The following is an 18,794-nucleotide window of genomic DNA, read 5'->3' as shown; positions in this document are numbered from 1 at the left end:
AAATGTTGGACTCTTTAGCGATTTTTACCTTTCCGCTGTTGCTTCTTGGTGGCTCGGCAATCGCGGCGCAATCGGCAATCAACGGCGCGCTAAGCTTAAAAACCGATTTGGTCACCACCGCTTGGCTTGCCAATGTTATTGCTGCTATTGTTTTATTTTTTTTGGTGATATTTTTTGAGCCGCCGCAAGCGGAAACCATGTTTACCGTGCCGATTTGGCAATTGTCTGGCGCGCTTTTTGGCTGTTTTTCCATGGCGGCAATCGTGGTTGCGGTTCCAAAAATTGGCACAGCAGCAACCATTGTGTCCATTATTACCGGTCAAATTGTAATGGGACTGTTGGTGGATCATTTCGGTTGGTTTGGCAATCCGCAAATTTTACTTGGGGGTAAGCGCCTTATCGCCATTGGACTTTTGGCGGCGGCGCTGTATTTTATTTATTTGAGCAATACTAAAAAGGTATCAGGCTAATTATTCGGTAATTGCGCCACTTTCCTCACTCGCGCCACTTAGATACGTCAAATACGTCTCATACTGCTCAAGAACGTCATCAATCACTTGCTGACGACTTAGCCCCATCAAATCATAACCGCCTGAGCCAGTTTGGGTGGTGACCTCAAGGCGATAATAAACATCGGTATCGGATGCCATTTTTCCGCTAAAGGTCGGCGCAGGCGTTGGCACCATTGCCACTTGATAATAAAAATCGTGAACGCTGTCTGTCGATACCCGAAGCAAAGGTCCTGAGGGGCGATTGGGATCAATGGTTGAGACGCTTTGGTCGTGGTCGGCGTTTTGGCGCTCGGCATCGTAGCCTTGACCGCGAAACTCTGCTGCCACATCATCAAGCGCCGGTCGAACCACGCGCTCTAAAAACTGAACAGCCTCGCGTTTAGAAGGATAGGTGAGCATCTGCCCTAAGCGCTGCTTCCAAGAGCGCTCAGGAATATGACCACCACTTGGGGTGATGGTTGCTCGCCGCAGCACCGTGCCTTCTTGTTCTGCACGCTCAATTCGCAGCGCTTTATAAAATGAAATCATCACCAAATACGCAATAATCGTCACCGGCAACGCAAAAATCAGCGTGGCATATTCCATGGTAATCACGCCGCCGGCAAGCAGCATTGAAATGGTCAGCACCGCCGTTAATACCGCCCAAAATATCCGCAGCCATTTTGGACCATCTTCGCTTGGGTCAGGGATTGATGCCGAAAAATTCGACATCACCATCGCCCCTGAGTTGGCACTGGTGATATAAAACAGCAGCCCCGAAAACGTGGCAAGCGCAATCAAAAACATGGCTCCTGGGAACATTCCTAACAACGCATACCAACCATGCTCAGGACTTTGAATAGCAAGCTCGGCAAACTCAGTATTACCCTGTAACACTTGATAAAGCGCTGAGTTGCCAAAAAAAGACACAATAATAAAGTCACAAAGTACCGGAACGGTAATGGCAGCGATAACAAACTCGCGAAGCGTTCGACCGCGCGAAATCCGCGCCAAAAACACGCCGACAAACGGTCCCCAAGCCAGCCAAAATGCCCAAAAAAACAGCGTCCAGCTGCCCATCCACTCGCTGCTATCAGGAACATAAACAAAGGTTTTAAGCATTCTTGACGGCAGTGTCACCAAAAAATGACCGATGTTTTCAACCAAACCATTCAGCAAAAACGCCGTTTGCCCTGCAATGAGGATAAACGCCATCATCGCAACGGCGCTCCAAAGGTTCAATTCTGAAATCCAGCGGATACCACGGTCAACGCCTGATGTCGTGGCGGCAATGGTTAAAATCACCGCGCCAACTACCAGCGCGATTTGCAGCGTTAAGCCTTCGCTAAAGCCAAAAAGCGTTGCAAAGCCTACGTTTAGCAGCACCACGCCGATTCCCATCGTGGTTGCCACGCCAAATACCGTTCCTACAAGGGCAATGATGCTAATCCCGTGACCAAGCGAACCTTTAACGCGCCTGCCAAACAGCGGATAAAGCGCCGCTCGAATCGACAACGGCAACCCCCAACGATAGGCAAAATAACCCATTGCCATGCCAAGCAGCGCATACACTGACCAGCCAGCAATGCCATAATGAAACATCGTCCAAACGACCGCATCTTGCAGCGCGGCAGCAGTTTCTGGCTCGCCCGATGGCGGCGTCAAATACTGAACCACAGGTCCAGTCACTGAAAAAAACAGCAAATCAATACCAACGCCTGCCGCAAACAGCATCGCCCCCCACGTTGCCAAGCCGTATTGCGGTCGTGAATCATCAGGACCCAAGCGAACACTTCCCGCTTTTGACAGTGCCACCCAAATCACAAAGAAAATGACCAGCGCCATGGTCAGCACATAATACCAACCCAAATTGGTTGCAATCCAATTGACCACCAGCTCCATCGTTGCGCTTGCTTGCGCTGGCATGACCATCGCCCAAATCGAAAACGCCGCGATAATCACTGACGATACGATCAACACGCTCCAGTTAACCTGCGTCGTTTTGGTCAGCGACAACTCCCCCGCACCTTTTCCCAAATCGCTTTTGGAAACCGGAACTTCATCCTCAAGCGTTTTTTGCGGTCGCACGCTACCCCCAAAACGGCTGCGTTCAAATGGCGTTTTTGGTGGCACAGTTTTTGGAAGGTCGTTATTAAGGTGGTCATCATTGGGCGGCTGACTCATGGGCATCGTCCTTTGTCTTTAACTTTGATTTGACCTTAGTTTAGCGTAAGGCGGGCGCTCAAGTTCAGAGCAACTGTTGCAACTTCGTTTCACAATGTAGAGAATAAACCGCAACATTTAGAACAAAAACGTATTAAAACGGCTTTATCTTAAGCAATAAGATTTAAGGCAATAAGTGTTTTGGAGTTTGTTCAGTGATAGAAATTTGAGTGATCTTTTCTGACCAATCACTTTGGGTTGGGTGCGGTAGCGGGTCAAGAATTCTAAAATCCTGCTGCTTGCTATTTTCTTGAAACTTACTTTTAAATAACTCGATAAAATTGGTCGCAGTAAAGCCGCAAGGAATAATGATTAATGGGTTATCGCGCGGCGTTTGAATCACCGCATTAAGCCTTTTTGCAAAATCTGTAAACATTTCTGTTTGACTAAGCTTAATCAGCCAATCCTCACTTGCCAAATTTTGACCTAAATTATCTCGAAAACTTGCCAATTTCTCCACTTTTTGTTTGTCATCAGCGCTCAAATCACAAGGATAAAACGCCAAATTCATCGGAAAATGAGCGCAGTTCATAATGCCAAGTTCAACGTACTTTTTTTGCTCAATATTGCAGCCAATCGGCAAGTAATTGTCAAACGCTGCCAAATAACCTTGCTTGGTAAAAAACTGCGTCAACTCACAAGCTGCCTCACCTGCCGCTGGATGTTGATGAATAAACTCATTGATATGCGGTGATTCTAAAATCAATAAAACATTTAGTTTTTTGGTATCAATAATCAAATCACCAACTTTATATTGTTCCATCAAGTTATCTTCCTTTTTAAACTGCTCTAATAATTTGAATATCCCTAACAAAAAGCTTGCAATACCGATTGATATTGCAAGCTTTAATAGTGAACCAAACTTTAAATTAGCGGTTTAGGCTGCCGGAAACTCAAGCAAGCGGTCACCGTCTTTATCTTGGATTCGGGTTGGCATGCCAATGTCATTGAGCAAATTGATAAATGGCTTGGGGTCAAGCTCTTCAACGTTGACCATTCGACCGGCATCCCATTCGCCCGTGGCAATCAACATCGCCGCAGCAACGGGCGGCACGCCTGCGGTGTAGGAGATGCCTTGGCTTCCCATCGCCGCAAACGCTTCTTCATGGTCGGAGATGTTGTAAATAAACACCTCGCTGTCCTCGCCGTTGATTTTGCCTTTGACTTTATCACCGATGCAGGTTTTACCCGTATAATCTGGCGCAAGCGAGCTTGGGTCAGGAAGCACGGCTTTAACGACTTTTAATGGCACAACTTCTAAACCTTCAGCGGTAGTGACCGGCTGCTCAGACAATAGCCCTAAGCTTTGAAGTACCGTAAAGACGTTGATGTAATGGTCGCCAAAGCCCATCCAAAAGCGAATATTGGGAACGTCCAAATTTGCCGATAATGAGTGAATCTCGTCATGACCGCTTAAATAGCTGTTTTGAACGCCAACGACTGGCAAATCATCGGTGCGCTTGACCTCAAACATTTTGTTCGATTGCCACTGACTGTTTTGCCAAGAATAAACCGTTCCGGTAAATTCGCGAAAGTTGATTTCGGGGTCAAAGTTGGTCGCAAAGTAGCGACCGTGGCTTCCGGCATTGATGTCGATAATGTCAATATCCGTTACCGAGCCTTTATCCATCATATCATAGCCAATCTTAGCATAAGCGTTGACCATTCCGGGATCAAATCCTGCCCCCAAAATCGCCGTGACGTTATTGTCCTCACAAAGCTTGCGGCGCTGCCACTCATAGTTGCCATACCAAGGCGGCGTCTCGCAAATCTTGTGCGGGTCTTCGTGAATGGCAGTGTCAATATAAGCAACTTTGGTGTCAATACACGCTTCAAGAACGCTCATATTTAAAAACGGCGAGCCGACGTTAATCACAATTTGAACGCCCGTATCTTGGATTAACGCGCGCAATGCGTTGCCATCTAGTGCATCAATTTGATGAACGTTCAAAGTTGCTGGCTGCTTAAAGCTGCCTTTATCGGCAACGCTTTTGGCAATCGCTTCACATTTTTCAAGCGTTCTTGAGGCAATATGAATCTTGCCTAAGACGTCATTATGCATGGCGCATTTATGAGCGACCACTTGCGCGACGCCGCCTGCACCGATGATTAACACATTTTTTTTGCTTAAATTGGTCGGTTGAGTGCTCAATGCAACAATCCTCCTTTGTGTTTTTGCCATCTGCCAGACTTGGGGAAAAGTTAAGCAAAAACCTGTGAATAATATGCGTGAATTAAAAAGGAAGACCGAGGAAAACCCACGCACCCATAATGCCAGTGTCCTGACCGGCGCAATTATAACAATTTTGCAGCTTAGGTGATAATCTGTTTCACAAAAAATCATCACCATGCTGCATTTTTATTCACATCAAGTTAAGACAAGCTGGCTTTATAATCTTGATAGTCAAATTGGCGCTGAATATCAATGCTGCCATCAAGTCGTTTAATCACGATTGCTGGCATGTTCACGCCATTAAACCAGTTTTTCTTCACCATGGTATAGCCTGCCGCATTGCCAAAGGCAATTTTATCACCAACATTTAAAGTTTCCGTAAGCTGATATTCGCCAAAAATATCCCCTGCTAAACAAGAACGACCGTAAATAATGGTATTGTTTGAATTTACCTGATCGTCTTTTTTTACGGCGTTAATGTCAGTTTTCTCGCCATTAATTGCGGCAATCGGCGCAGACTCACGATAAATCAGCAAATCAAGCATATGCGCTTCAATTGAGGCATCAACGACCGCGAGATTTTTCTCGTTGGTCATGGTATCAAGGACGGTCGTTACCAAACTTCCTGCACCGTGAATACTTGCTTCACCGGGTTCAAGGTAAACTTGAACGCCAAATTTTTGGCTAAAATCTTTTAAGCGCGCAGCTAATTTTTCAAGCGGATAATCAGGTGCAATAAAGTGGATTCCACCGCCAAGGCTGACCCATTCAAGCTTTGCTAAAACATCGCCAAAGCGCGTTTCAATATCATCAAGGCTTTGGCTAAAGGCATCAAAGCTGTCATTTTCGCAGTTGTTATGAATCATCACGCCGCTGATATCGTCCAAAACGTCGCTAATTTTGGCTTTATCATGCTCACCCAAGCGGCTAAATGGTCTTGCAGGGTCAGCAATGATAAAAGACGAATTACTCGTTTTTGGATTTAATCGTAAGCCGATTGGAATATTTTTTGCTTGAGCTTTGTCTTTAAAGGCATTCAATTGCGAAATGGAATTAAAAATAATTTTATCAGCGTAGGTTAAAACTTCATCAATTTCATCCGTACTGTAGGCGACGCTATAAGCATGGGTTTCTTTTTTGCTTAGGCTATTTTTATTGTTACCCTTTAAATTGTCGCCAAAGGTTTCAAACCCTAAGCGAACTTCGTTTAACGACGATGAGGTCGTGCCGTGCAAATACGGCGTCATCGCCTCAAAAACGCCCCAAGTGGCAAAACATTTAAGCGCAAGCAATGCCTTTGCGCCGGACAACTCGCAAAGCTTGGCAATAATTTTCATATTTTCCACAATCAGCGCCTCATCAAGTAAATAATAAGGCGTAGCAATTGTAGAAATATCGACGTTAAGGGAAGTTTTTTGAGTCATAATAGGCTCTCAATGATTGCAAAAAGTAACAGTTTTGGCGACCGATTGGACAATGACGGCAGCAAGAAGTTGCGCTATAGTAGTCGAAATCTTTGACAATGAGAATAGCTATGACCACCGCTTTTAACGATTTTGATGGTTTAACTCTGCCTATTTTTGACCACCTTGAATCTGAGGCGCGCGCTGTTTTAGAATTTTGGTTTGATAAGGACAATCAGCCCTTCTGGTTTGTAAAAGATGATAACTTTGATAGCAAAATTCAAGAAAAATTCAGCGCCATTTGGCAAAAAGCTTGCCTTGGTGAATGCGCATCTTGGCGGCGACATCATGATATTGATAGTAATCAAGATGATATTGCACGGTTAAATCTTGCCGGACGCTTGGCAGAAATTTTAGTCCTTGATCAGTTTTCACGAAATCTAAATCGCAATCAAGCCGCCGCCTTTACTCAAGACCCAATGGCGCTTATTCTTGCTCAAGAAGCCGTTTGCCAACAGGGCTTTGCTACCCTTCCCGTGCAGTGGCGCAAATTTATAATTATGCCAATGATGCATTCTGAATCGTTAGTCATTCATAAAAACTATTTACACTTATTTGAAGAGCTAGACGACCCTGAAACGCTAGATTTTGAGCATCGTCACACCGCCATTTTAAAGCAGTTTGGTCGTTATCCGCACCGAAATGCGGCGCTTGGTCGTAAGTCAAGCAAAGCTGAACTTGAGTTTTTACAACAGCCAAATTCGTCTTTTTAATGAGATTTCAAAAGTTAGGGCTAAAAAATCGCGCTTTGACTCAATGCTTTAGTATTTTTTTGACGCTTGGGCTTATTGGCTGTTCGAAAAATGTATCGCTAAACGTTACCAACGATAGTTATCCAGAAAATGAAATAGACGCAAGCAATATCCGCTACGCCCCAAATGCGCCGAACTATAAGGTCAACGCTCATTATAACGAAATCGACCACAGCATCAGCGGTAATTTAACCGTTAACTTTACCAACAATCTTGGCAAACCAATGGATAAAGTGCGGTTTAACGTTTGGGCAAATGCGCCTATTTTTGGTAGCAGTGTGACGATTAAAAACATTCGGGTGAATGGCAAGCCTGTCAAAGCTTCGCTTCAAAATACCGTCCTCACAATTCACGATATTGCTATCAACAATGGCGAAACGGCGACGGTTGAGTTTGATTTTAATTTTAATATTCCAAAGCAAAAAGACCGCTTCGGCTGGTCGGATCGGCAAGTTTCGCTTGGCAATTGGCTGCCGATAGTAGCCGTTTATGACAGTCATGGTTGGAACACGCCGCCTTATATTGATTTTGGCGAATCGTTTTATTCAGTGACGGGCAATTTTGATGTAACGATTACCGCGCCTGCTGATTTAGAAGTTTTAGCAACCGGACAGCAAATTTCTAAAAGCAAATTGGAAAATCGGCAAACGATTCATTTTTTAGCGCCAAACGTTCGTGATTTTTTTGTGCTTCTAAACACGCCTTTTAAAAAAATGACGGCAAAAATTGGTGACATGACTGTCACAGTTGCCTATCGAAAAGGCGAAGAAGACGCCGCAGCTAAAATGTTAAAAACCGCAAAGCAAGTGCTGCCAAAGTTTGAGGCTTGGTTTGGCAATTATCCATGGCAGTCGCTAACCATTGCCAGCGCCGATTATTCAAGTAACTTTGATGGTGGCATGGAATATCCGACTTTAGTCACTATGAATACGCCGCACTTAACCGATGATGAAGAGCTTAGTGTTACGGTTGCTCATGAAATTGCCCACCAATGGTTTTATAGTTTGGTCGGTAGCAATGCTTACCGCGAGCCGTGGCTTGATGAAGCGCTGACCACGTTTGCGTCCTATGCAGCCGTTTATGATACGACTGATTTTGATTGGATTAAAGATAGCAAAACTGGGTTTTCTATTACGTCATCTGCCGCTGATTTTTCAAACCATAAGGACGATTACGGTCAAGTCATTTACGATGATGGCGCAAAAATGCTTAGCCAACTGCATGACCATGTAGGCGATAAGATATTTTGGCAAGCTCTGCGGCGCTATACCGATGAAAACCGCTTTGGTATTGCAACCACGGCTGACTTTATCCGCATTTTTCAAGAGGAATCAAAGCAAAACTTAAAGCCATTTTTTGAACGTCAGGGCGTGATTTTGGATGAAACACGAGAATAACTTTGAATTATTTAAGTTAAATGAATGCTTAAGCTATTTTTAACTTAACCCTCTAATTCAAAGCTTGCTCAATCGCTAACCGAACAGGTCGATAACTGCGGCGATGCTCTGGCAATACACCAAATTGTTCAATGGCTTGTAGGTGCGCTTTGGTCGGATAGCCTTTGTGTTTTTCAATCAAATAATCCGGATATTTTTCGGCAAGCGCAATCATCGTTTGGTCGCGGTAAACTTTTGCTAAAACGCTTGCCGCAGCAATACTGGTATGGCGAGCGTCGCCTTTTACCCAAGCTTGCGACTCAAGGGTCACTCGCGAATTCGTTAGCATATGGCTAGTGAAATCAGGGCAACGGTTGCCATCAAATAGCGCTTGAAGGTTAATTAGCTTGCTAGTTTGATTAAGCAGCTCATTGATTAAAACCTCAACGCTAAGTGCCATTGCGCTCATTGTGGCTTGTAAAATGTTGATTTGGTCAATGACCGCTGCTGGAATATCGGCGATGACAAAGCCCACTGACTCGGCTCGAATAATTGGATAAAGCAAATCGCGCTTTTTCTCACTCAGCTTTTTGGAATCGGTAAGTCCTACCATCGGCGTATTCTTCAATGGAGCATCTTCAATCAGTCCCGACCAAGCCGTTGGCAAAATAGCGGCGGCAACCGTCACGCTCCCAAGTAAGGGACCGCGCCCCGCTTCGTCAACGCCGATTTGGCAATCATTTTGCAACTGCGCAAATTTTGCTAAGTTTATTTTTCCAAAAGTATTGATAGGCTCAGCTAAAATTACGCCCTCACCTTTAATATCAATGAGGTTATATTGCTGCTGAATAGTGATGATAGCTGTCATAAAATATTCTTACGATTAACGATAAAACCAAGCGTCAATCACGCTGGTGGCAGGGCTTTGGCTGCTTTGCTCGGCAAGCTTACGTTTGGTATCTTGCAGGGCTTGCTTTTGTTTTTCATAATTTTCAGGTAAAAGTAACTGGCTAACTTCGTGGCAAATGGCGTCAGCGGTTGCTTGTTCTTGGATCAGTTCGGTGACGATAAATTGTCCTGCTAAAATATTGGGCAACGCAACAAATGGCACTTTGACCAAACGCTTAGCAATTTGATAAGTGAGCGCGTTCAACTGATAAACAACCAACATCGGGCGCTCAAGCAGCATGGCTTCAAGCGTTGCAGTTCCGGACGCTAACAGCACAATATCACTTGCCGCCATCACTTGTTGGCTTAAATTTGGCGTTTTATCATCAAAAATAACAGCAATAAATCCTTGCAACTGCGGTGCTTGCGCTTTAATCATCGATTCAATCAGCGCTTGGTGGCTGTCGTCAACCGTTGGGATGACAAATCGCAGCTTAGGATGAGTTGCAATCAGTTTTACCATTCCTGCCAGCATCAATGGAAAAATCGCGGAAATCTCGCCGCGCCTTGACCCTGGCATGATGCAAATGAGCTGAGTTAATTGGTCAAATTGCGCAATTAAGGATTGTTTTTTACCAAAACTTTGCCAAGTGAGCTTTGATTGCTGATCAGATTTTGAGACTTGAACCAACTTTGGATCAAGCGTTTGCAAAAGTGGATGACCCACGCAAACCGCCGGATGGTTATGGCGCTCATAAACGCCAAGCTCAAAGGGAAACAAACACAGCACCAAATCGGTCGCTGCTTTAATCCCATGAATTCGCGACTCACGCCAAGCCCAAATGGAGGGGCTAACGTACTGAACACAAAACACGCCTTTGGGTTTTAATTTTTTGGCAACACGCAAATTAAAATCGGGCGCATCAATGCCAATAAACCAATCAATTTTTGCACTCTCAAACGCAGTTAACAGCTCACGGCGCGCTTTAAATAAATCGTTTAATTGACCGGCAATTTCAACCAGTCCCATCACGGCAAGCCTTGATAGCGGAAATAAGCTGTTTAACCCTTGAGCTTGCATTTTCGCGCCGCCAACGCCCACCCAAATGATATCACCACAAAGGTTGTTCATTTGCGCCATAAAGTCCGCGCCCAAGCTGTCGCCTGACACCTCCCCTGCCACAATACCGATCACCAGCGGCGGAAAATACGGCGAGTCTTTTACAGCGTTTACTACACTTGGGTTACTAAGCGCCTGCATCATTGCACCATCTCAATTTGATTTGTTAATTAAATCACCAGTTATCAAAGCGTTAGTTTTTATTATTTTCCGTTTGCGCTTTTTATTGGCAGCTTTTTTTGCCAAAGCCTGCCATTTGCTCGACAAGTATAACAAAATATTACTTTTCGTATTCCAGTTATCAGTCAATTATCCTAAACAGCGCCCTTGTCAAGCGCCCCAATTCGCCGCATAATGATTGTTCCTATAACTTAGCTAGACGATTAATAATCATGACGATACCAGCGACGCACAATGCAGAAATTGATGACGTGAATATTGAACAATTCATCCCCCTAATTACCCCTGCCGCGCTCAAAGCGGAGCTGCCCTTATCCAAAGCGGCTTATGATACGGTACTCAAAGGTCGCCAAACCATTCAAAACATTTTGGATGGCAAAGACAAGCGCTTATTTGTGGTGATTGGACCTTGCTCGATCCATGATATCAAAGCCGCTCACGAGTACGCCGACCGCTTAGCCGTTTTGGCAAAAGAAATTGAAGACACCATTTTTGTGGTGATGCGCGTTTATTTTGAAAAACCACGAACGACGGTCGGTTGGAAAGGCTTAATCAACGACCCTGACATGAATGACAGCTTTGATATTGAAAAAGGGCTGCGCCTTGCCAGAAAATTGCTGATCGATTTGAATGAAAAAGGGCTACCTTGTGCCACCGAAGCGCTTGATCCCAACACCCCGCAATACATTCAAGATTTGATCAGCTGGTCAGCCATTGGCGCTCGCACCACCGAAAGCCAAACCCACCGCGAAATGAGCTCAGGGCTATCTTGCCCAGTTGGCTTCAAAAATGGTACGGACGGCGGAATGACCGTTGCGGTGAACGCCATGCAAGCAGTCAAAGCCGGTCACAGCTTTTTGGGACTCTCTGCTGACGGTCAAGTTTCCATCATCAAATCTAAAGGCAACCCTTATGCCCACGTTGTCCTTCGCGGCGGCAATGGCAAGCCTAACTACGATGAAACAGCGGTTGCTGCTGCCGAAAACGAGCTTGAAAAAGGCAAAACCAGTACCAAAATCATGATTGACTCAAGCCATGCCAACTCAGGAAAAGACCCGTATTTGCAGCCCATGGTTATTCAAAACGTCGCCGAACAAATCCAAAACGGCAACAAATCGATCATCGGAATGATGATTGAAAGCCATTTAAAAGGCGGTCGCCAAGATTTAACCGCAGATTTATCCGCGCTTGAATACGGCAAATCAATTACCGATGGCTGCTTGGATTGGGAAAGCACGGTTACCGCACTTGAGAACCTTCGCGATCTGGTCAAAGACGTATTGCCGAACCGTTAACTTACTATTTTTGAGCAACGGTTTATCAAAAAATAAAAAGCCCCTCTTAATAAAGATGGGCTTTTTTTATCAACAATAACGGTTAATCATTAGCCGACAACACGCTTTCCAAGCTTTCAATCACGTTTTTGGATTTTACTTTTGATTGTAGCGCCTCAAGTTGAGATTTTGCAAGTTGTTGATAATCTGCTGTTAACGTGTTCCATCGCGCCAGCACCTGAAGCAATCTGGCGGCTAATACCGGATTGCTCTCATCAAGCCGCGCAATGACGTTGGTGTAAATTGCCAAGCCTTCTTTTGACCATAAAATCGTTGGCTGACCCGTCATTGCCCCAATCACCGCTCGGATGCGGTTTGGCGTTCCCCAATCAAAATCAGAATGATCAAGCAAACGCTCAATATCGGCAGTTGTGGCAAAGTCACTTGCGGCTTGAACGCTAAACCATAAATCAATCACCAACGCCTCATCACGAAAGCGCTGATAAAAGTCGTTTAAATAATCACTTGCGCCATCAACTTGGTGATTAATCATGGCTTTTAGCGCGCCAAAGCGTTCGGTCATACAGCTTGCCTTATCATACTGATGTTTTGCCCAGTCGCTCGCGTCTTTAATATTTGCTTGCAATGCCAAATCAAGAATCACATTTCGCAGTGCACGCTTGCCAAACGCTTCAGGACTGTCAGTGTACGATTCAATCGGCAAGTCTTGATAAAGGTCAGTTAAATAAGGCTTGAGCGTATCGGCAACTTGTTGATAAAGGTGATCACGAAGCTTCTTGACCGCTGTTGGGTCATAATCTTGAGTGATGGCAGCGGCAAGCTCTTGCGCGGAAGGAATGTCCAATAGCCTTGCCGTCAGCATAGCATCTGACGCCGCAAGCTTTGGAATCGTATTTTCAAGCGCTTTTAAATAAATTTTTGGGTCGTGATTTTGCAATAAAATCCGATTGACCAGCATTTGGGTGACTTGCCAACGGTTAAAGCCGTTGGTCTCATGAGTCAATAAAAACGCTAAATCGTCATCTTGATACTCAAAATCTAAAATGACCGGCGCACTAAAATCACGAAGCAACGATACAATCGGCGCGCTGTCAATATTTTCAAAGGTAAAGGTTTGGCTTGCCCCTTCTAATAAGAGCATCCGCTCGGCAATGATTTTTCCGGTATTTTTATCAAATAGCGCGGTGGCAACGGGAATCGGCAACGGCTTTGGCGCATCAAATCCTGAAACGTGGCGCGTCTTTTGACTTAAGGAAATGGTCAGCATTTTAGTATTGTCATCAAAGCTTTGCTGACCTGAAACCACCGGCGTTCCGGGCTGACGATACCAATCGATAAACTGCTCAATTTTAGGATTATTGATACTTAGCGCCGATAAAAAATCCTCAACCGTCACCGCTTGACCATCGTAGCGGCGAAAATACTCATCCGTCCCGGCACGAAAATCGGCTTTGCCAAGGGTATTGGCAATCATCCGGACAATTTCAGCGCCTTTTTCATAGATGGTGGTGGTATAAAAGTTGTTGATTTCAACAAAGCTTTCAGGTCGCACCGGATGCGCAAGTGGTCCTGCGTCCTCACTAAATTGATGGGCGCGCAGCATTGCCACGTCATCAATGCGCTGAACGGCGCTTGATTGCTGATCAGCAGAAAACGACTGGTCGCGAAAGACGGTAAAGCCTTCTTTTAGACACAGCTGAAACCAGTCGCGGCAGGTGATTCGGTTGCCCGTCCAATTGTGAAAATACTCATGAGCAATCACCGCTTTGACATTAAAGCTTCGGCTGTCGGTCGTCGTCTCGGGGCTTGAGAGCACGCAAGCGGTATTAAAAATATTTAAGCCCTTATTTTCCATCGCCCCCATGTTAAATTGGCTCACCGCCACAATCATATAGCGGTCTAAATCGTAAGCACGACCGTAATTGACCTCATCCCAAAGCATCGCATCTTTTAGCGCCTGCATGCCAACATGACATTTATCAATGTCGGAGGCTTTAGCAAACAGCTCAAGTTTAACTTTTCGACCTTCACTCGTGGTAAAGCTGTCGGTTAAAACGTCCAAGTCAGCAATCACGCAAGCAAATAAATAGCTGGGCTTTTTGGTGGGGTCATGCCAAACGGCAAAATGGCGGCTGCTATCGCCTTCAACCACGCCTGCCTCAATCAAGTTGCCATTACCAAGCAAGGTCTTAAAGCGCTTATCAGCCTCAAGCCGCGTGGTAAACACCGCTAGTACGTCCGGACGGTCAGGATAATAGGTAATCTTGCGAAACCCTTCCGGCTCACATTGAGTAACAAACATCGTCTCATCACCGCTTCCTGCAATATAAAGCCCTTCAAGCTCAGTATTGGTTTGTGGGACGATTTTGACCGAAATATCAAGCTGAACGGTATCAGGCGCATTGGTAATAACCAGCTTTCCAGAACTCAACTGATAATCATCGCTAGATAATTCTTTACCGTTCATGGCAATGCTTTGCAACTCAAGCGCTTCGCCAAGCAATACCAAATCGCCCGCCGTCGCTCGCGTCATCTTAAGCTGACTTGCAACCGTAGCAAAATCATCAAACAGCTTAATGTCTAACTCCACCGTATCAACGCTGAAGCTTGGCGGTTGATAATCTTTTAAATAAATCTTTTGGTTGATTGGCGTTGGCGCGTGCGTTGGAACATCTGGCATTTCAACATCAACGATGGGCGCGTCATTTTCAGCAATGGACATAATTATTCCTTAAATAATCGTTTTAAAATAAAATCGCGAGAATACTTTTTGGTGTTAGTTTTAAATTTGTCATTATTATCCCTGAAATCAAGGAAAAAAGGCAAAGAAACTACCAAATCGTAACGAAGGTTGCGATTTGCATATTGTAATTATCGGCAAACTTTGACATCATTCACAGTAATGGTACTTACACAACGTAACATTGATTTTACTATGGGCAATCATTGCCTTATTGTTTATTTTAATCGGCTTTACAACAACAAAATGAAGTCAAATTTAGGAGTGTTTCATGTCACTAACTGCTGCATTGTCAAACCATGCCATCACCAAAGTTGCTGCCCTTGCTGTCTTATCAAGCGCCGTGGTATTAGCAACTGGTTGCCAAACCAAACGCGCGACCTCTGAAGTCGTCGTCGCCCCACTTGGTATTCCAGGTGGTCAAGTTGGCTATACTGGCGCGGTCGTCGTTGACAACGCTGGAAACGTTATTAGTGCCGCTAACAATTTGCAAGCGGTCGTTTATTTTGCTTTTGACAGCAGCGAAATCAGCGCTGAATCTGCAAGTGTCTTAAGCCAGCATGCCAGTCTTTTAAATTCAAACCCAGCCGCTAGCGTGTTGATTGCAGGTCACACTGATGAGCGTGGCAGCCGTGAGTACAACATGGCATTAGGTGAGCGCCGCGCCCAATCCGTCAGCAGCTATCTTGCAGCGCAAGGCGTCAATCCTAGCAACATCCGCGTGATCAGCTATGGCGAAGAGCGTCCTGCGGTGAATGGCACGACCGAAGAAGCTTACGCGCAAAACCGCCGCGCTGAATTGTCCTATTAATCAATCGCTTAAACTTAACTTTATGGCTCAGCAGTTGTTAAATTGCTGGGCTTTTTATTATGTTCTAAAAAATCAGTATGATTTAAAATCTCAATTATGAATGATGACTCCCAAAATAAAGCAGCCATCACTTTATCCCAGCCAACGTTTTATCAACTAAACGCTGGCTCATGGTGCGCGGTGGCAACTCTGCCAGATATCACTGAAACTTTAGAAGAGGTTTCTCTTATTGAGAAAAAAAAGCGTCATCGCGATCAGCAACGGCTTGGTACGCGGCAACTGTTAAAAGCACTGCTTAATTCTCTTCATATCAAAGATGAATTAGTAGAAACGAGTTTCCCTTATCGCTTAAAAAAGTCTGGCGCATTTGTTTGTTTTAGCCATTCAGGGAACCAAGTCGCCGTCGCTATTAGCCATCATCAACCGATTGGACTGGATGTTGAAGCACAAAATATCTCTTGGCAAGTGGCAAAGCGCTATTATCATCCAAACGAGATTGCCAAGCTTTCAAAGCTCGATGACTATTTTAAACAAGCAATTAGTCGATTGCTTTGGCAAATCAAAGAAAGCCTCATTAAAATTGAGCAATTTACCCTTGCTCAAGGTTTAGGACAAGATTATTCAGCGTTAATTCTACCCATCCAAAATGCATTGCTAAAAAAGCAGACGACGTTTAAATTGCCGATAAATTTACCAAAAAACAAATCTTATGAAGTTCGTATCATTCTCAAGCATCATTTGGCAGTTATATTCTGACTCTCTTTTTTAACACCAAAAAAAACGACCCCGAAGGATCGTTTTTTATTGCTAAGCGATGCGTAGCAATTAGAAGCGGTAAGTTGCGCCAAGTTTAACGATTGGCAACCACTCTAAGAAGTTTTTGTCTTCAAGGTCACGCTCAGCTTGACGAGCAGCTTCAGCAGCATTTGAAGGAATAGCTACGCCGCCTGTTGCATCATCAGCGCCTGTACCAGTATAACGAACAGTAGCATCTACTTTACCTAAGTAAGCGGCACCAAGCTCGCCAAATACACCAAAGTTATTGGTGATGTTTGGACGGAAACCAATAGTCGCATAAGGGGCTAATTTGTTACGGTGCTCAAGGGTACCCTCTAGGTTACCAACGTTTGAACCACCAAAATCATCAGCTGCAGCTTGCTCTGCACTTGCAAGACCTGTGTAGTATTTTTTACCGTTTAAGCTGTAAAAACCTTGACCGTCAGCATTTGCTTTTACATCGATATCGTTATCAGGAACGATGATACCGGCACCCATAGTGAACCAGTTTGCTGCCGGACGCAATTGAACGCCTAGGTATGGGTTGCTAAAGTCAGTTTCGACATCATAGTTTACGCCTTTAGCGTCAAAATCACCGCCGAAAAGGTCAGCAACATCGCCACCTGCCCAACCAGCTTGAAGTTCAGTTTTGTCGTTTACGCCCCAAGCAATGTTTGCACCATAGCCTAGCGAGCCAACTTCAGCACTGATGGCTGCTGGATGAGTTACTGTTTGGAAGAAAGTTTTAGTGCCACCAACAACAGCCGCTGGGGTGCTACGGATTACGCCAGCATCAGTAGTTGCATAAGCAACAGGCTGAACTTCATAAGCTACAGGCTCAGCTTCGTAAACAACAGCGTCGTTGTCATCAACAACAACGATAGGATCAGCTGCTAATGCTGCTGATGAGGCTAGAACCGCTGCTGCAATAGCAGATAATTGAATAGCTTTCATATTACGCTCCTAAAATTTGAAATGTCATTCCCACAAAAAAAACGATTATCTAGCGTTATTATAAACAACCATTTTGTTGAGCAAATTAAAACAAGTTTGGCTTTAAAAGTCACCCCTTAACCCATGCATTTTATTTGCCATTATGTAAAGATTGCATATAAATTGTAATTATTACTTCCAAATTAAGCAAATTTGCTCATTTCCTGTTACATATGCGTATTAAACAAATTAATTATTCACTTTTCAGAATAATTATCTAAGCTAAAAATATACTTATGATTATGCTAGCTTAAGAGAGTTTAAAATAGTGTATCATTGAAACAAGACATTACTGATTTAAATTTTGCTTAATATAGTCTTAAGTGACAAAATTTACGTTTAACTTCTTTTATATGGAGTATTGACTTGCATTTTCCTAAGTAAGTTTTGCTTTTAATAAAAAATTAAACTATTACTGTAATTATTTATTACTAATTGTTGACTTATATAGTACGTAATTTATCGATATTTAGCAATTTCAACCGACAAATGGCTATTCAAGCGCTTAAACTTAAGCTATGCTCTTGATCTGTTATGATGACAATGAGTGATGCCAAATTTTGAGATCGCTTTATAAGTTGCGATATTGTCCGATTTTTTCTTTGAAAACGATAGGTTAACTTCCTAGTTTTATTTTGACTTGAGCTATAATACAGCTTGGATTATGGTTGACTTTATAGTCGTGATTGTCATAGCAACCATTATTATGCCTTACCTTTTAGCCTGTTCATTGAGTATTTTTATGCCAAAAATGTCCTCCATTACGCGCGTGTTAGAAATCATTGAGGCGGTCTCATATTCGCCAACACCCATGTCGCCCCTTGAATTGTCGCAAGCGCTTGGCATTCCAAAACCTACCGTTCACCGCTTAATCCAAAACTTGGTCGAAGAAGGCTTTGTCAAAGTCGATATTGGCGGCGGGATCATCCCCGGTCAGCGCGTTCGCAATTTAAGTGTGGAGCTTTGGCAGCAGCGGCAGTTTTTTAATGAGCGGCAAGTGGTATTACAAAAGCTGGTGGATGACATTAAAGAGTCGTGCGGTATTGCGATCCCTTATCAGATGTCGATGACGTACACCAACCGGATTCAAACAGAACTGCCGCTGCAAATTTACCTGCCCATCGGAACTAAATCACCGATGTGGTGCACCTCAAGCGGTAAGTTGTATCTCAGTCAACTTCCAGCCGCACGCCGTAGAAAGACGCTCAATAATTTGGGGCTAAACAAATTTACCAAAAATACCATCATTGATATCGATGAGCTCAATGCTGAGCTTGATCATATTGCTAAAACCAAAATTGGCGTAGATAACGAAGAGTTCATCTCTGAGATGATGTCGGTATCTGTTCCCATTGTCGATAAAAAATCGCGCTATCTTGCCTCGCTTTATGTCCACGCGCCGACCATTCGCTTGTCACTTGACGATATGCTGGCATTTGTCCCAAGGCTTCGCGAAGCAGCGGCGGACATTCAAGACTTAGTTTATGAAATGCAAAACTAAGTTTAAATCAG

Annotated in this window: 15 protein-coding genes; 7 read left to right on the top strand and 8 right to left on the bottom strand. The window is 44.2% G+C overall.

Annotated elements, in window-relative coordinates; genetic code table 11:
• The first annotated feature begins 2 nt into the window (after positions 1–2).
• A complete protein-coding gene (locus HF322_RS00685) occupies positions 3–470 on the top strand; it encodes a DMT family transporter (RefSeq protein ID WP_169391472.1) in 468 nt (155 codons plus the stop codon).
• Here the strand turns inward: HF322_RS00685 and betT are convergent, their stop codons facing one another.
• The 4 genes from betT to nspC all read right to left on the bottom strand — a co-directional run bounded on the left by betT (position 471) and on the right by nspC (position 6,311).
• On the bottom strand, positions 471–2,675 hold the full coding sequence (betT, locus tag HF322_RS00680; protein ID WP_223193114.1) for a choline BCCT transporter BetT: 2,205 nt from the start codon (positions 2,673–2,675) through the stop codon (positions 471–473).
• Between the two features lie 163 nt (positions 2,676–2,838).
• On the bottom strand, positions 2,839–3,477 hold the full coding sequence (locus HF322_RS00675) for a hypothetical protein (protein ID WP_169391470.1): 639 nt from the start codon (positions 3,475–3,477) through the stop codon (positions 2,839–2,841).
• Positions 3,478–3,591: 114 nt separating this feature from the next.
• Positions 3,592–4,866 carry a saccharopine dehydrogenase family protein gene (locus HF322_RS00670; RefSeq protein ID WP_223193113.1) on the bottom strand — a complete coding sequence of 425 codons (1,275 nt, stop codon included), beginning with the start codon at positions 4,864–4,866 and terminating at the stop codon, positions 3,592–3,594.
• 221 nt (positions 4,867–5,087) lie between these two features.
• Positions 5,088–6,311, bottom strand: coding sequence for a carboxynorspermidine decarboxylase (nspC, locus tag HF322_RS00665; protein WP_169391468.1), 1,224 nt, complete (start codon positions 6,309–6,311; stop codon positions 5,088–5,090).
• A 110-nt stretch (positions 6,312–6,421) separates the two neighbouring features.
• Here nspC and HF322_RS00660 point away from each other — a divergent pair, with 110 nt between their 5' ends.
• Together HF322_RS00660 and HF322_RS00655 are read left to right on the top strand one after the other, a co-directional pair.
• Positions 6,422–7,063, top strand: a complete 642-nt coding sequence (locus HF322_RS00660) for a DUF924 family protein (protein WP_169391467.1) — start codon at positions 6,422–6,424, stop codon at positions 7,061–7,063.
• The gene (locus HF322_RS00655; protein ID WP_169391466.1) at positions 7,063–8,499 is read left to right on the top strand and encodes a M1 family metallopeptidase; all 1,437 of its coding nucleotides are present in this window, start codon (positions 7,063–7,065) and stop codon (positions 8,497–8,499) included. The genes HF322_RS00660 and HF322_RS00655 overlap by 1 nt, the downstream gene beginning before the upstream one ends.
• Before the next feature lie 52 nt (positions 8,500–8,551).
• Here HF322_RS00655 and HF322_RS00650 read toward each other — a convergent pair whose 3' ends face one another.
• Positions 8,552–9,346 (bottom strand): ribonuclease HII, encoded by a 795-nt coding sequence (locus HF322_RS00650; RefSeq protein WP_169391465.1) that lies wholly within the window; start codon positions 9,344–9,346, stop codon positions 8,552–8,554.
• 15 nt (positions 9,347–9,361) lie between these two features.
• Positions 9,362–10,627, bottom strand: a complete 1,266-nt coding sequence (gene lpxB / locus HF322_RS00645; protein ID WP_223193112.1) for a lipid-A-disaccharide synthase — start codon at positions 10,625–10,627, stop codon at positions 9,362–9,364.
• A gap of 251 nt (positions 10,628–10,878) precedes the next feature.
• Between lpxB and HF322_RS00640 the strand changes: the two genes are divergently transcribed.
• Positions 10,879–11,961: a 3-deoxy-7-phosphoheptulonate synthase gene (locus HF322_RS00640; protein ID WP_169391463.1), complete on the top strand. Its 1,083-nt coding sequence runs from the start codon at positions 10,879–10,881 to the stop codon at positions 11,959–11,961.
• 82 nt (positions 11,962–12,043) lie between these two features.
• On the opposite strand, the gene pepN is transcribed toward HF322_RS00640, so the two are convergent.
• Positions 12,044–14,641, bottom strand: coding sequence for an aminopeptidase N (pepN, locus tag HF322_RS00635; RefSeq protein WP_223193139.1), 2,598 nt, complete (start codon positions 14,639–14,641; stop codon positions 12,044–12,046).
• 331 nt (positions 14,642–14,972) lie between these two features.
• On the opposite strand from pepN, the gene pal reads away from it, so the two are divergent.
• Together pal and HF322_RS00625 are read left to right on the top strand one after the other, a co-directional pair.
• Positions 14,973–15,512 carry a peptidoglycan-associated lipoprotein Pal gene (pal, locus tag HF322_RS00630; protein WP_169391461.1) on the top strand — a complete coding sequence of 180 codons (540 nt, stop codon included), beginning with the start codon at positions 14,973–14,975 and terminating at the stop codon, positions 15,510–15,512.
• A gap of 96 nt (positions 15,513–15,608) precedes the next feature.
• Complete coding sequence (locus HF322_RS00625; RefSeq protein ID WP_169391460.1) at positions 15,609–16,268, top strand: 4'-phosphopantetheinyl transferase superfamily protein; 660 nt, start codon at positions 15,609–15,611, stop codon at positions 16,266–16,268.
• A 69-nt stretch (positions 16,269–16,337) separates the two neighbouring features.
• On the opposite strand, the gene HF322_RS00620 is transcribed toward HF322_RS00625, so the two are convergent.
• Positions 16,338–17,243 carry a hypothetical protein gene (locus HF322_RS00620; RefSeq protein WP_169391459.1) on the bottom strand — a complete coding sequence of 302 codons (906 nt, stop codon included), beginning with the start codon at positions 17,241–17,243 and terminating at the stop codon, positions 16,338–16,340.
• A 781-nt stretch (positions 17,244–18,024) separates the two neighbouring features.
• On the opposite strand from HF322_RS00620, the gene HF322_RS00615 reads away from it, so the two are divergent.
• Positions 18,025–18,783 (top strand): IclR family transcriptional regulator, encoded by a 759-nt coding sequence (locus tag HF322_RS00615; protein ID WP_169391458.1) that lies wholly within the window; start codon positions 18,025–18,027, stop codon positions 18,781–18,783.
• Positions 18,784–18,794: the final 11 nt, after the last annotated feature.

Origin of the sequence: Psychrobacter sp. MF31 (assembly GCF_012847335.1) — a bacterium.
In the GTDB taxonomy this organism is placed as follows: Bacteria; Pseudomonadota; Gammaproteobacteria; order Pseudomonadales; family Moraxellaceae; genus Psychrobacter.
Note: the sequence above shows the minus strand (reverse complement) of the source record. Positions and strands in the feature narration are given on the sequence as shown.